General features: G+C 47.4%; 14 protein-coding genes. 2 read left to right on the top strand and 12 right to left on the bottom strand.

Going from position 1 to position 13355, the window contains the following annotated elements; translation table 11 throughout:
• Window positions 1-3: 3 nt before the first annotated feature.
• The 6 genes from ftsX to hpf form a co-directional block, all read right to left on the bottom strand.
• The gene (ftsX, locus tag BLS58_RS03165; RefSeq protein ID WP_090396110.1) at window positions 4-891 is read right to left on the bottom strand and encodes a permease-like cell division protein FtsX; all 888 of its coding nucleotides are present in this window, start codon (window positions 889-891) and stop codon (window positions 4-6) included.
• Window positions 881-1567: a cell division ATP-binding protein FtsE gene (gene ftsE / locus BLS58_RS03170; RefSeq protein ID WP_090396111.1), complete on the bottom strand. Its 687-nt coding sequence runs from the start codon at window positions 1565-1567 to the stop codon at window positions 881-883. The genes ftsX and ftsE overlap by 11 nt, the downstream gene beginning before the upstream one ends.
• Before the next feature lie 219 nt (window positions 1568-1786).
• A complete protein-coding gene (locus tag BLS58_RS03175; RefSeq protein ID WP_090396112.1) occupies window positions 1787-2149 on the bottom strand; it encodes a c-type cytochrome in 363 nt (120 codons plus the stop codon).
• 273 nt (window positions 2150-2422) lie between these two features.
• Window positions 2423-3524, bottom strand: a protein-coding gene (gene prfB / locus BLS58_RS03180) for a peptide chain release factor 2 (RefSeq protein ID WP_143018857.1) whose coding sequence is annotated in 2 segments (ribosomal slippage) — window positions 2423-3451 and window positions 3453-3524 — 1101 coding nt in all. Because the reading frame shifts where the segments join, the coding sequence is not laid out codon by codon here.
• Window positions 3525-3536: 12 nt separating this feature from the next.
• Window positions 3537-6062, bottom strand: coding sequence for a preprotein translocase subunit SecA (gene secA / locus BLS58_RS03185; protein ID WP_090396113.1), 2526 nt, complete (start codon window positions 6060-6062; stop codon window positions 3537-3539).
• A 273-nt stretch (window positions 6063-6335) separates the two neighbouring features.
• Window positions 6336-6899 carry a ribosome hibernation-promoting factor, HPF/YfiA family gene (hpf, locus tag BLS58_RS03190; RefSeq protein ID WP_090396395.1) on the bottom strand — a complete coding sequence of 188 codons (564 nt, stop codon included), beginning with the start codon at window positions 6897-6899 and terminating at the stop codon, window positions 6336-6338.
• 482 nt (window positions 6900-7381) lie between these two features.
• On the opposite strand from hpf, the gene BLS58_RS03195 reads away from it, so the two are divergent.
• Window positions 7382-8287 (top strand): DUF6612 family protein, encoded by a 906-nt coding sequence (locus BLS58_RS03195; RefSeq protein ID WP_090396114.1) that lies wholly within the window; start codon window positions 7382-7384, stop codon window positions 8285-8287.
• Window positions 8288-8814: 527 nt separating this feature from the next.
• Here BLS58_RS03195 and BLS58_RS03200 read toward each other — a convergent pair.
• The 6 genes from BLS58_RS03200 to BLS58_RS03225 all read right to left on the bottom strand — a co-directional run bounded on the left by BLS58_RS03200 (window position 8815) and on the right by BLS58_RS03225 (window position 12726).
• Complete coding sequence (locus BLS58_RS03200) at window positions 8815-9189, bottom strand: DUF8042 domain-containing protein (RefSeq protein WP_090396115.1); 375 nt, start codon at window positions 9187-9189, stop codon at window positions 8815-8817.
• A 206-nt stretch (window positions 9190-9395) separates the two neighbouring features.
• Entirely contained in the window at window positions 9396-9755 is a 360-nt protein-coding gene (fliT, locus tag BLS58_RS03205) for a flagellar protein FliT (RefSeq protein ID WP_090396116.1), read from the bottom strand.
• Window positions 9755-10159 carry a flagellar export chaperone FliS gene (gene fliS / locus BLS58_RS03210; protein WP_090396117.1) on the bottom strand — a complete coding sequence of 135 codons (405 nt, stop codon included), beginning with the start codon at window positions 10157-10159 and terminating at the stop codon, window positions 9755-9757. The genes fliT and fliS overlap by 1 nt, the downstream gene beginning before the upstream one ends.
• A gap of 20 nt (window positions 10160-10179) precedes the next feature.
• Entirely contained in the window at window positions 10180-11946 is a 1767-nt protein-coding gene (gene fliD, locus BLS58_RS03215; RefSeq protein WP_090396118.1) for a flagellar filament capping protein FliD, read from the bottom strand.
• Window positions 11947-12000: 54 nt separating this feature from the next.
• The gene (locus BLS58_RS03220) at window positions 12001-12339 is read right to left on the bottom strand and encodes a flagellar protein FlaG (protein WP_090396119.1); all 339 of its coding nucleotides are present in this window, start codon (window positions 12337-12339) and stop codon (window positions 12001-12003) included.
• A gap of 21 nt (window positions 12340-12360) precedes the next feature.
• Window positions 12361-12726, bottom strand: a complete 366-nt coding sequence (locus tag BLS58_RS03225; RefSeq protein ID WP_090396120.1) for a hypothetical protein — start codon at window positions 12724-12726, stop codon at window positions 12361-12363.
• Window positions 12727-12898: 172 nt separating this feature from the next.
• Here BLS58_RS03225 and BLS58_RS03230 point away from each other — a divergent pair, with 172 nt between their 5' ends.
• The gene (locus BLS58_RS03230; protein WP_090396121.1) at window positions 12899-13354 is read left to right on the top strand and encodes a competence protein ComK; all 456 of its coding nucleotides are present in this window, start codon (window positions 12899-12901) and stop codon (window positions 13352-13354) included.
• Window position 13355 lies beyond the last annotated feature (1 nt).

Here is a 13355-nt window from a genome sequence, read left to right on the forward strand (position 1 = left end):
CTATTATACTTTTAAAAATTTGCGCACGGACATCTGGCTTCCCCACACGCCAACGACGATGCTGATACCGAGCAAGATGAGCGCCAGCTGCCAAACGAGCGGGAATGGCTCGACCATCGTAATAAAAGGAATTTGTACATCGAGAAAACGATACAGATAAAAATATCCGATCATAAGTGATGCCACCGGGATTAATGCCCCAATCACACCGAGCAGCAGCCCTTCTATGAAAAAGGGAAACCGGACAAAACTATTTTTAGCTCCCACGAGTTTCATAATTTCTATTTCGTCTTTGCGCGATATAATCGTAAGTTTAATCGTGTTCGAAATCAGGAAAATAGATGAAAACAACAGGCCGATAATCAGAGCCGCTCCGATGACACGCAGATAATTTGTAACCGTAAACAATTGCGTAAGAATAGATTCCCCATACTCAACCGTTTCGATGGCCGTGTAATCATTCACGGCCGTCGCGAGTGCCTCGGTGTGCTCCGGCGTACTGGCTTCAATGACCAAAGCATCATTCAACGGATTCTCATCGCGGATGCTTTCGTAAACGGCGCCTTCGGAACCAAGGCTGTCGATAAATTGATCGAGCCCCTCGTCCCGGTCAAGGTAAGAGACGTTTTCAACGGCATTGGCAGCCGCGATATCCTGCATCACTTCTTCCTGTTCTTCAGCATCTGTATCCGACTCCAGGAAAGCACGAATCTCAACATCGTCTTCAACCGCAGACACGAGATTATTCATGTTCAAAATCACTAGAGCGAAAACACCGACGACGAAAAGCATGATCGTAACGGCACTAATGGCCGCAAAGCTCATCCATCCGTTTCTTCCGATGTTCTTAATGCCTTCTCTTACATGCCTCGCGAGCGTGTTACGCTTCATAGCTGTAAGCCCCCCGCCATTCATCCCGGAGGACGTTGCCGTCATCGATGGCGATTACACGCTTTTTTAAATGATTGACGATATGGCTGTTGTGCGTTGCCATAACAACGGTTGTGCCCCGATGATTAATGTCTTCCAGAGTCCCCATGATGCTCCAGGCGGTTTCCGGATCCAGATTCCCCGTCGGTTCATCAGCAATCAGAATCGCCGGCCTGTTCACCACCGCCCTGGCCATAGCCACTCGCTGTTGTTCTCCGCCGGACAACTCCCGCGGTTTATGACGGGTTTTGTTCTTGAGCTTCACAAGATCCAACACTTCCATCACGCGCGGCTTTATGCGATCGGGAGGTTCTTCGGTTACTTCAAGGGCAAACGCGATATTTTCAAAGACAGATAGTTTTGGAAACAATTTAAAGTCCTGAAAAACGACACCGATTTTACGCCGCAAGTAAGGAATTTGTTTTTTGGTGAGATCACCAAGGTTTGTCCCATTCACATGAATCGTTCCTTCCGTCGGGACAACCTCTCGGATAATCAATTTGATGATACTCGTCTTGCCGGCCCCGCTCGGTCCGACCACATAGACAAATTCCTCTTTATCGATATGTATATTTATGTCTTTTAACGCTTGTACCCCGTTTGGGTACGTTTTCCCCACCTTTTTCATCTCGATCAAAACGCTCACATCCAGAAAAAAGCTTTCATTCCGTCGATTTGCGACAGCACATATCGACGCAAATCCTTAAACCTTATTATATCATCTTTATCTTTATGAAAAAGGTGTCTATCATTACAGTTTGATTGCAAAAATCTTACAACTAAATAACTAGTCATAGGGCATTCGTCTACATAAAAACGCCTTGCCCTTTGTCGGCAAGACGTTATCACAAGTCGTTTAACCAGCTTCTTCTTCTACGTATTGCGCCACGGCATCGGCTTCTTCACCAGTGACGAGATCCGCGGGCATCGAACCTGGTCCTTCTTCAATCGCGGTCATGACTTCATCCTCGCTATATCCATCAAGCGCCGGTCCTGTACCACCCTCAAAGTCTTCACCGTGGCATTCCAGGCAGTTGTCTTCATAAAGCTCCAAGCCTTCACCGGCATCCACGGTTTCACCGTTATCTTCTTCCTCAGCCCCATTATCGGCTCCGTTTCCATTGTCGCCGCCGACGGGCTCTTGCTCTTCGCCGGCTTCACCACCGCATCCACCGATGATAAAGGCAGCAGTGCCCAAGACGATCAAAGCTTTTTTCATGATGTACATCCTCCTCCCTGTCGATGTTACGTGTACAAAGCTACACACACGAATATTGTACACGTTTTTTAATCCATTTTTAAACCACGGACCGCGTCAGTTGTGTTCCACCCCGGTCGACTTCGGTTAAAATGGCTTGTTTTACTATTCCCTGTTCTTCCGTATTTATGAATGCCTATTTCAGCAGGTAAGAAAGTATAACTTTCTTATCCTGCATAAGTGCAACTAAGGCTTTCGCCAGGCTTGGCGATAAGCCAAGTTTTCTTTATCGTGTCACTTCATGGTGGAGCGTAAGTAGGCATCGATAAATACATCGATGGCACCATCCATCACTGCGCCCGTGTTGCCGACTTCGTAGTTGGTGCGGTGGTCTTTGACCATGTTATAGGGATGAAAAACGTAAGAACGGATCTGGTTGCCCCAGCCTATCTCACCCTGTTCTCCCCGCAGTTCATCCAGTTCTCGCTGTTGGCGTTCAAGTTCTTGTTGATAAAGACGGGCCCTGAGCATTTTCATCGCCTGCTCGCGGTTTCTTATTTGGGAGCGTTCGTTTTGACATTGTACAATCGTTTTCGTCGGGATATGGGTAATCCGCACCGCGGAGTCCGTCGTGTTCACATGTTGACCGCCGGCCCCACTCGCACGGTAAGTGTCCACTTTCAGATCTTCGTCCGCCACTTCGATGTTTACATCGTCATCCATTTCCGGCATCACTTCACAAGACGCAAATGATGTGTGCCGCCGCCCTGACGAATCAAAGGGCGAAATGCGCACGAGCCTGTGTATCCCTTTTTCCGCTTTTAAATGACCATACGCATCCTGTCCCTTAATGAGGAGTGTGACCCTTTTCAGCCCCGCTTCATCTCCGGGTAAATAATCAAGCGTCTCTACACTAAAGCCCCGTTTTTCAGCCCAGCGGGTATACATGCGGAGCAACATGTCCGCCCAATCCTGTGACTCGGTGCCCCCGGCACCGGGATGCAATTCGAGGATCGCGTTCTTTTGGTCATGGGGATCGGAAAGCAACATTCTTAGTTCAAATTGATTTATTTGCTCCGAGAGGTCGCGAATGCCGTTTTCCAAATCCGTTCGCAAATCCTCATCTGTTTCTTCCTGTAAAAGTTCCCAGGAAACGTTTAAGTTATCAAGGTTTTCTTCCAGATCGCGAAACGTATGGACCGTTTCCTTGAGTGTATTGGTTTCATCGATGACTTTCTTCGACGCTTCCTGATCGTCCCAAAAGCCGGGAGCGGTCATCTGTTCTTCCAGTTCCCTGATGCGATTTTCCTTCGTTTCGAGGTCAAAGAGACCCCCTAAAATCGTCAAGGCGATTCGCCATCGTTGTTAATTCCGTTTTAATATCAGCACTATCCATCTTTCTCACCTCTTATGCTGCCCCATGGCAATGCTTGTATTTTTTGCCGCTCCCGCACGGGCACGGTTCATTTCTTCCGGCCTCTTTGGTTTTCCGGGCCGGTTGCTGTTTTTTCGATTTTTCTTTGTCGTTATTGCCATGTACAGCTTTTGACTTGCTTTCATCAGCGACGGCTTCACGTTGCATGTTATTGTTAATGCGCGCTTTGATCACGTATCTGGCTACTTCTTCTTCTATGCTCGCGACCATGTCCTCGAACATGTTATAGCCTTCGAATCGGTATTCGCGGAGCGGGTCGTTTTGGGCATACGCGCGTAAATGAATACCCTGGCGGAGTTGTTCCATCTGGTCAATGTGATTCATCCATTTGCGGTCAACCGCGCGCAGCATAACGACTTTTTCGAACTCGCGCATTCTTTCTTCGCCGATCTCCGCTTCTTTCGCTTTATAATTCGCCTCCATTTTCCCGTAAACCAGTTCGTCGATTTCATCCGGCTCCAGGCCGTAGAGGTCATTTTGCGTCACGTCTCCGTTATAGAGAACCGTCCTGTTCAATTCCGAAATCAAGCCTTCGATATCCCAGTCTTCCGGAACTTCTTCTTCGGGTGTAAAACGGGCGACCGTACGTTTGATGACGCTTCCCATCATCTCCAGGACATTCTCTCGTAAATCATCGGATTCCAGTACATCCATCCGTTGTTCATAAATAATATCCCGCTGTTCCCGCATGACATCGTCATACTGCAGGATTTGTTTTCGGGCATCAAAATTATGCCCTTCTACCCTTTTTTGGGCTTGCTCGACAGCACGGCTAACCATACGGCTTTCCAGCGGCGTATCTTCTTCCATGCCTAATTTATTGAGCATGTTTTGCATGTTCTCCGAACCGAAACGACGCATGAGCACATCTTCCATGGACAGGTAAAACTGGGAAACACCCGGGTCACCTTGACGTCCGGAACGGCCCCGTAACTGGTTATCGATCCGGCGGCTTTCATGGCGCTCCGTTCCGATGACAAAAAGACCGCCGAGGTCGGGAACACCTTCGCCCAATTTAATATCCGTTCCGCGACCGGCCATATTTGTAGCGATCGTAACGCCATTCTTTTGACCGGCTTCTTTAATAATTTCCGCTTCATTGGCGTGGTTTTTGGCGTTTAGAACATGATGGGGGACCCGTCTTTTCCTCAACAATTTGGACACATGTTCAGACGTATCGACGCTGGCAGTCCCGACGAGGATCGGTTGTCCCCGCTGATGAATCTCCTGGATATCATCGGCGACGGCTTTGAATTTGGCATCCATCGTCTTATAAATGAGATCGGACCGATCTTCCCTGACAATCGGTTCGTTCGTCGGGATACCGATCACATTCATGTTGTAGATGTTTTGAAATTCTTCTTCTTCCGTCTTGGCCGTCCCGGTCATGCCCGCGAGTTTTTGATACATGCGGAAGTAATTTTGGAACGTAATCGAGGCGAGCGTCATGCTTTCCTTTTGAATCGGGAGTTGTTCTTTGGCCTCGATCGCCTGGTGAAGGCCATCCCCATAGCGACGTCCTTTCATGAGGCGGCCGGTGAACTGGTCAACGATCACGACTTCCCCGTCTTCCACCACATAATCATCGTCACGATTCATGGCGCGATGGGCCTTGAGCGACTGGTTAATATTATGGGTGAGCTGTACATTCCCCTGATCGAATAAATTATCCGTGTTGAAGTAGTTTTCTGCTTTATTCACGCCTTCTTCTGTCAGACGGACATTCTTCGATTTTTCCTCGAAAGTGTAATCATCTTCTTCTCTTAGCATTCGTACGAAAGCGTCTGCCTGCATATACATCTCCGTCGATTGCTCGACCGATCCGGAAATAATAAGAGGGGTTCGCGCTTCGTCGATGAGAATGGAGTCCACCTCGTCAACGATGGCATAATGAAGGGGCCGCTGCACCATTCGTTCTTTATACAGAACCATGTTGTCACGCAAATAGTCAAAACCAAATTCGTTGTTCGTGCCATACATGACATCACAGGCATAGGCTTCCCGTTTTTCATCCTTTGACATGCCTTTCTCGTTAAGACCGACGGTAAGGCCGAGAAAACGGTACAAAGTGCCCATATCTTCACTGTCACGACGAGCAAGATAATCATTTACGGTAACGATATGGACACCACGGCCTGTTAAGGCGTTCAAATACACCGGCATCGTCGCCACGAGTGTCTTCCCTTCCCCCGTCTTCATTTCCGCCGTATCACCGTTGTGGAGGACAATACCCCCCATCAACTGAACCTGGTAAGGGGTGAGGCCGAGTACCCGCGTGGAAGCTTCCCGCACGACCGCGAAGGCTTCCGGAAGAAGACTTTCCAGATCTTCGCCGCCATTGTAACGCGCTTTGAAATTTTCGGTTTTACCCGCCAAGTCTGTGTCGGAAAGCAATTTCATCTCATCGGCATAGCCTTCAATTTCATCTACGGTTTTTTGCATTTTTTTCGTTTGCCGTTGGTCGGTATCACCAATGACCTTTTTTATTAAACCGATCATTGTATTATCATCGTCCTCTCAATTACGAATGACTTATATCATTTAATCGCGTTAAGCAGTATCTTTGCATACACTTTGGTTTTTATTTTATCAACTTGTCTTCCTTCTTACAAATCCTGAACCTCTAAAGAAAACTTGGCTTATCGCCAAGCCTGGCGAAAGCCTTAGTTGCACTTATGCATGATAAGAAAGTTATACTTCTTATCTGCCCCAAAAAAAAAAGCTCCCCACCGCAAGCAGTGGGTAAGCTCTTCGAAGACCTTTGTATATTTTTTATGCTTCCGGTTCGATCAGGCCGTAGCGCCCGTCTTTTCTGCGATAAACCACATTCGTATCTCCATTCACGGCATTGGAGAAGACGAAAAAGGAATGTCCGAGCATATCCATTTGCAGAACGGCTTCTTCCGCGTCCATCGGCTTAAGGTTGAAACGTTTGGTGCGCACAAGTTCAACGCCGGTATGATCGTCTTCTTCCGACCAGCCATTCTCCAGTTGCGTCACACCCATTTCACTTTTAAATACATCTTTAGTGCCGCTTTGCCTGAATTTGCGGTTCACTTTCGTTTTATGCTTACGGATTTGTCGTTCCAGCTTCTCTACGACGAGATCAATGGCGGCATACATATCCGCGTGATCCTCTTCGGCACGCAGAAGAAGTCGAGACATGGGGATCGTAACCTCAATGCTATGTTGAGTATTTTGAACGTGCATTTTCACGTGAACATCAGCGACCGGAGGAGTATCAAAATACCGCTCCACCTTGCCCACCTTTTTCTCCACATAGTCTCGTAATGATGGTGTTACCTCCATGTTTTCTCCACGGATATTGTAATTCATCATCCAAACTCCTCCTTTCAGATGTATACTTCTCTATTCCTCTTTTTCATTCCTGCTAAAACGACAAAATTGTGTAGAAAATGTGTGGACGATTAATCGTGAAAATAACCCCGTCTTACCATGCACGAAACAGAAGCGGAACATAAGTGAATTTTACTTTATTTCATCAATCTCTCTGTTTCTCTCGGGAACATCTTTCCGCCATCCAACTTTCCATTGCCTTCTATGTGCAAAATTTGTCAAATCAATGTGCATACCTTAAAAATCGCCAGTTGGCATTAAACGAAAAATATGATTCACTACTTTTACCGGAATCACCGTATTTTTTATATTAATTCCTGCGAATTGAGTCTTCGTTCCACCCCCTTTCTCCATATCGCCACGTTTTGAATCCCCTTAGTTAGAAACGGTGATTCCTGTACTTACAGCAAATGTGGTACAATGTTGACACGTATGATGCTGAGGAGGAAGCGGTTGTTCAAATGAAAAATATAATCGGCTTCTTAACATTGAGTATAGCGTTAATATTAACCGCCTGCAATAATGATGATGATTCGAGCGAAGAAAAAATACCCGCTGAAAACGATAAGTTCGGGGAACAGCATGACAAGACTTCCGAAAACGGCGACGACATCATAAACATCCTCGAGCAATCCGTCGGAGCGATGAGCGACATTGACAGCTTCGCGGTCGATATGAATACGGCACAGGAAGTCAACGTTAATGACGAGTCTTTTACCACTGAAACCGAGGCGAATACAGAAGTGACGCTTGAGCCGTTTGCCTATTATGAAGAGGCCGCCGTCGTCGATGATGAAGGCACGGAAACGATGAATACAGAGGTTTATTTTACCGATGATGGTTTTTATACTTACGAAGCATTTTTGGATGAATGGATGATATTACCCGAAGAAGTGGAAGCAGATATCAGGACATTGCATACGCATCAACGAAACCCTGAGCGACAATTGGAATTGCTGATGGCACAGGTGGATGTTGACAACATGTCCGCCGAAGACCATGGCGATCACTACGCAGTCACGGTTAGCGGAGACGAAGAGGGTTTGCTGGAAGTGGCCGCGATGATGATCGACAACCTTGATGGCGGCATGGGTATGGTGGTCGAGGACATTATGTCCCTGGTTGATGTCAATGAAATCAACTATGAGATTCTTATTGATAAGGAAACGCATTACTTTCAGGAATTCAATGCCCAGATAGATATGGATGTAACAGTAGAAGAAGGACAAAGCGCCGCTTCACAACAAGTCATCACGACAACGTACGACGCTTTCAACGACATCGACGAGATCACCATCCCCGAAAACATACGCGAAAACGCTGAAGAAGTTGATTTTGAACAGGAGTTGGACGGAGAAAACGAGTGAAGGAATGCGTCTAGGTCTGATATGGCATGGATCATGCCCCGGGGCAGGGTGGATCGGCCTGAGAGGGACAAAAATCACGTTTCATACCCCGAATTAAGGGTGGTGCGCTCTCTGAGGGACGAAAAACGCCTTTTCATACCCCAAGCGAAGGGCTGTACCCTCCCTGAGGGACAAGACGCGCTTTTTCATACCCCAAATCAAGGGTGGCGCGCTCTCTGAGGGACGAATAGCGCTTTTTCATACCCCAAACCAAAGACGGTGCCCTCCCTGAGGGACAAGACGCGCTTTTTCATACCCCAAACCAAAGACGGTGCCCTCCCTGAGGGACAAGACGCGCTTTTTCATACCCCAAATCGAGGACGGCGCCCTCTCTGAGGGACGAAAAACGCTAGTTTGACCCGACGTTATTCTCTCCATGTTTTTGAGGCCATTGACGGAACAAAATGCCAAACTATGGCGTCGGGACTATTATCATACTTTATCGATGTTTCCATGCTAATAGGTGTAATCCACCCCCGCCGCTCCCGCTAAGTCTCCGAAAGCGTCGCCTCTACAATCGTCCGCCACCGTTGAAAAGCCGGGAGAGTTTCTTTCGTTATATACGCGATTTTTTCGATGGGGTCTGTGAGAGAGGGAATATCCTGACCGATATAGATGTGCTGTTGAAACTGCTCCCATTCCTGGGCGCGCTCCTCTTCCTGGCCAAAGATAATCCGCATCGTCATATTTTCTTCGCCGAAGCGCTCAAACCCTGCGATCGTTTCGCTTAAGAGGCCATCCCCTTGTTCTTCATGCCCATCCCGGTAAAATTGCACAACCAGCGCTAAGGCCTCAACAACTTGATCGAGCCAATCCTTATACTGTCGTAAAAAGTGCTGTTGTTTTATCGTCAAAGCTTCCAAACCAAATCGCTCCTTTCATCTACTACCAGATTATCATAAAGTCTTAGTTGCTAAAGAAAACTTGGCTTATCGCCAAGCCTGGCGAAATGTCACGATTATACTTTTTGCGCTAAATCAGTTGTTTTCATGGTAGATGGTGGCTACGGGCAGCGTAGCCACATTGTTTCTTATCTGCTAAAAAAATACAACCACCACAGGTTGCATTTCTAGTGTTTCTTATCGACATAAAAACCTTCTGTTGCCGGCAATACATAAGTGCTCGCATATTGAGTTTCCACGCGCACGTGCCTACGGGCTTGTTTCAGATCACGGCCAATGCGGGCTTTTACTTTCTGCAATTTTTCTTCGATCTGTTCATTCATGCCTGCGATTTCCGTGGCTCGGCTCAAAGTTTCATCCGTAGCGGAAGGCGATTTGAAAGTAGCTAACAACAGAGCTCTTTTTTCCAGTAAAAAATCAATAATGTCCAGATAATCCTCCCGGGCTTGTTCGTCCGGGGGCAGAGGTTGCTGCAGGTGGTCCGACAATTCCTTTGTCACTTTATAAAGAACAGCAAGCCCGGCCATCAGCCACCGACACCCGGGGTATGCCTTTCTTTACGATCGATGCGAATGACTTCTTTCCATGTATCACGAAATTCGGTCATGATCGTTTCCGCATCTTCCAGTGCACCTGCATCATTGTGAATATTTGCCCGCACAAGCGCATCATGGACAAAGTCGTACAGTTGAATCATTTGCTCCGTCGTTTCATTCTCTCTACGAAGGGTCACCATCAACTCACGGACGATCATTTGCGCCTTTGTGATGTTGATATTTTTCTTTTCATGATCACCCGTCTCAATGGCCCTAGCGGAGACCCGCATGAATTTCAGGCAACCGTTGAAGAGCATTAAGGTGAGTTCTCCGGGTGAAGCTGTTTGTAAGGCATTTTGTTGATAAGCGTTCTGTTGTTTGCCGACATAGTTCATCTAACCACTCTCCCGCTGCATCATTGTCCATCACCAAACATGAAATTATAGAACATTTGGCTTTGGTTGTTCGCCTCGGCAACGGCTTGTTCCATCGCCGTAAACTGACGCCAATAACGGTCTTCGATTTGTTCAAGACGACGATCAAAATTCTCAATCCTGTCATCCAGCTGATCGATCTCGCGGCCCAGCACAAACTGGTGATTCTGGTGACGCCCAAGAGAGCCTCCCGCTTGCCGGGAAATCTCATCTTCCATGTCATTAACCGTCGCGCGCAAATTTCTGGCGATGCCGTTTTCTGTCCCTGTCTGGGAAAAAAAGTTAAACGCACCTTCGGGGTCTTCTTCAACCACCGATCGCAATTGTGATTCATCCACTTCCAGCCTGCCCCGCTCCAGGTAATCATTCGACGTAGTTATCCCTAAATCACTCAAATGCTGAATATCGGACCCTTCCACATTGACCGTTTCATACAGATTCGAGCGCATCTGACTCATAAAATTTCCCAATTGACGATCATGGCTCAACAAGCCACTTTGCGCCTGTTCCTCCCAAAGTCCAATTTCATGCTCTGTCATGTCGCGGCGCTGCTCATCGGTAAGCGGAGGATACTCACGGTTTCGCGTTTCTTCAAGTTGTCCGTGAACCTCTGCCAACAGGCCATTATACTCCTCAACAAATTCCGTGATGTTCTCCACGATGGTATCTGTGTCAACAGACGATGATACGCTAACATCCTGGGCAAATTCGTCATGAAGGGTCATCGTTAAATGGCCGAGGGAAAAAGTATTGGATTGACGTTCGGTTTTCAGGCCATTTACGGTAAATTGAGCGTTCTGCGCGCCTTGCTCTTCCTCGTTGCCCAGCTGAAGAAATTCGGTGAAAAAGCTTCCTTCATCGAAAATTATTTCATTGCCGCCATCAGGATTAAACACACCCGTTTCCGTCCGGGAAACCGACACCTGATCGGCATGTTCATCGTAAAAAGCTTGAATGCCAAGGGCACTGTTGTTAAATTCATTGAGAACATTTTCCAAATGATCGTCTCCTGTGATAAACCCTTCGTGGCGAACGGTTCCCCCGTCTTCCCCGAAAGTCTCGGCACCGGTGAACATGAAGCGTCCTTCGGTATCGTTATCGACATATTGCACCTCGACGCGAGAGGCGTTCGCGACCGGTCCCGCGAAGGTCAGCGTTTGTTCATCAGGCTCGAGCAATACCTCTCCCTCTAACGGTTCTCCGTCAGTGACCACGTTATGGGACTCGCCATCGACGCGGACGATCATGGGGTGTTCGCTGTTTACCCCTATGTCTTCCCCGAAAGTAAAGGTTGTTTCATTCCCGTCTCCGCGCAGAAGCTCGGTCTGGACCGTTCCTATCTCCCAATTTAATGATTCCGCTTCTCCCAACGGCCGCGAGGGATCGAAATCCGCATGATCTTCGCCGATTTCTCCATCACTACGCGTGACAGCCGCGCTTGCCAACTGCTCAACATCGGAAACGGTATATTGTAAATTCTCCGTACCGGAAGATGATGTCACAGAAACGAGGTCACTATTCGACGATGTCCCGGTACGGGACAGAAAATTACTGGGCGTCAAAAGGCGATCAAAGACGGATTGTTCGAAGGCGTTCACTTTGGTATTCAGTTCCCGATATGCGTCCACTTGCCAATTTTTAAAGGTTTGTTCCTGGACATATTTGTCCTGAGGCGCTCTTTCGGCACGCATCAAATCGGCCACCATTTGATCGATATCCATGCCTGAAGCCATACCCGCTATTCTCATGCCACATCCTCCATTATAAAATCCTGTGCGTGTATGCTTGCTTTTACTTATTATTTAAAGTTGTTCATCAACGATGAGCCCGACCTGTTTCAAAATAGCTGCGGTCATGTCGAGCAGTTTTTCCGGCGGCACTTCACGCAAAACATCCTCGGAGAAGCGGTCGATAACATGAACGTGAATGCGGCCCAAATCTTCGTGAATGTTAAACCGCAGTGATGTCGGTGTTGTTTCGAGCAAACCGTTCATTTCTTCCACATAAGCATCGATTTGCCCACGGTCAGGCACATCCCGCTTCTTATCTTGCAATTGCGCGTGTTCATTTGCCAATGCCTTAAAACGCTGCAGATGAAAAGTGGCTTCCGCTCCTGTAGACGGAATTTGACTCGAATGCATCCCCACTCCCTCCCTCTCGTTTTAACCGTTCGACTCGAGAGCAATGACCGCATCCAGACGTTCACGTAAACGTCGTAATGAAGGCAGCAAAATAAGTTCCATCATCTCTCGCGCCCGCCGGTACTGTTCCAGTTTAACCGCCACTGTTGCTTCTTCGAGTCCGCGCTTCACACGAGTGAAGCGCGCTTTTATGTTCCCTTGGTCACGGTAGCTTCCTACTGCCAACCCGATCCCCTCTAACTGCTCATAACATATCACCGCATGATCGAGAGATTGCAATATTTGCTCCTTGTCCCCTGTTTCCAGTAAACGCAAACTTTCCGCCACCCCGTCCATTAATTCATCACTGGCACAAAGCACTCTTCTTAAAACACCGCCATTGGTCATGGCTTTTCAACTCCGCGTTTATATTGTCATCCTACTTCTTTTATCGGTCAGACGCGGGCAATGTTTAACTGATACTATTATCTTTTATTTCAATATTTTTGGTATAATGGCTTCAAAAGTGACCTTTTATCTATTATAATTGTATTAATACCAAAATAAGGAGAATAGACATATGACCCAAACAATACGAGCGACGTATCGGGTAAATGCAGAAACGATGGCCATTTTATCTGCGGAAAATGGTTCATATATTTATGAACGGGAACAGGAGATTTTTCAATGTCAGGAACGCCCACTGCAAATTATTCGCAAATCGTGCCTGGACGGAGGGGCATCGTTCGCGGGGAGAATAGATGCAGTGCGGCATAAAACAAAACTATCAAAAAAACTGCCCATCCCCATAAATGTGTCTGAAAATTGGTATGCTTTCCCGACAGCCGGCCTGCGGGACTACGATTGTTACTGGATCTTTTATCATCATATTGATAAAATTGAAGCGACCAACCGTAAATGCTGTAACATTTATTTTCACGACCAACAATGGCTTCCCGTCAAAAAAAGCCTGTACACGCTGCGGACACAAATGCAACGGACAGGCTGGGTGATGTCCCTGTTTCTCACCAGTTAAG

Source organism: Natribacillus halophilus (assembly GCF_900100185.1).
Taxonomy (GTDB): Bacteria; Bacillota; Bacilli; order Bacillales; family Marinococcaceae; genus Natribacillus; species Natribacillus halophilus.

Coding starts and splice junctions, on each gene's coding strand:
- ftsX (WP_090396110.1), bottom strand. CDS start 891: ATGAAGCGTAACACGCTCGCGAGGCATGTAAGAGAAGGCATTAAGAAC.
- BLS58_RS03175 (WP_090396112.1), bottom strand. CDS start 2,149: ATGAAAAAAGCTTTGATCGTCTTGGGCACTGCTGCCTTTATCATCGGT.
- secA (WP_090396113.1), bottom strand. CDS start 6,062: ATGATCGGTTTAATAAAAAAGGTCATTGGTGATACCGACCAACGGCAA.
- hpf (WP_090396395.1), bottom strand. CDS start 6,899: ATGAATTACAATATCCGTGGAGAAAACATGGAGGTAACACCATCATTA.
- BLS58_RS03195 (WP_090396114.1), top strand. CDS start 7,382: ATGAAAAATATAATCGGCTTCTTAACATTGAGTATAGCGTTAATATTA.
- fliT (WP_090396116.1), bottom strand. CDS start 9,755: ATGGCCGGGCTTGCTGTTCTTTATAAAGTGACAAAGGAATTGTCGGAC.
- fliS (WP_090396117.1), bottom strand. CDS start 10,159: ATGAACTATGTCGGCAAACAACAGAACGCTTATCAACAAAATGCCTTA.
- fliD (WP_090396118.1), bottom strand. CDS start 11,946: ATGAGAATAGCGGGTATGGCTTCAGGCATGGATATCGATCAAATGGTG.
- BLS58_RS03220 (WP_090396119.1), bottom strand. CDS start 12,339: ATGCATTCGAGTCAAATTCCGTCTACAGGAGCGGAAGCCACTTTTCAT.
- BLS58_RS03225 (WP_090396120.1), bottom strand. CDS start 12,726: ATGACCAATGGCGGTGTTTTAAGAAGAGTGCTTTGTGCCAGTGATGAA.
- BLS58_RS03230 (WP_090396121.1), top strand. CDS start 12,899: ATGACCCAAACAATACGAGCGACGTATCGGGTAAATGCAGAAACGATG.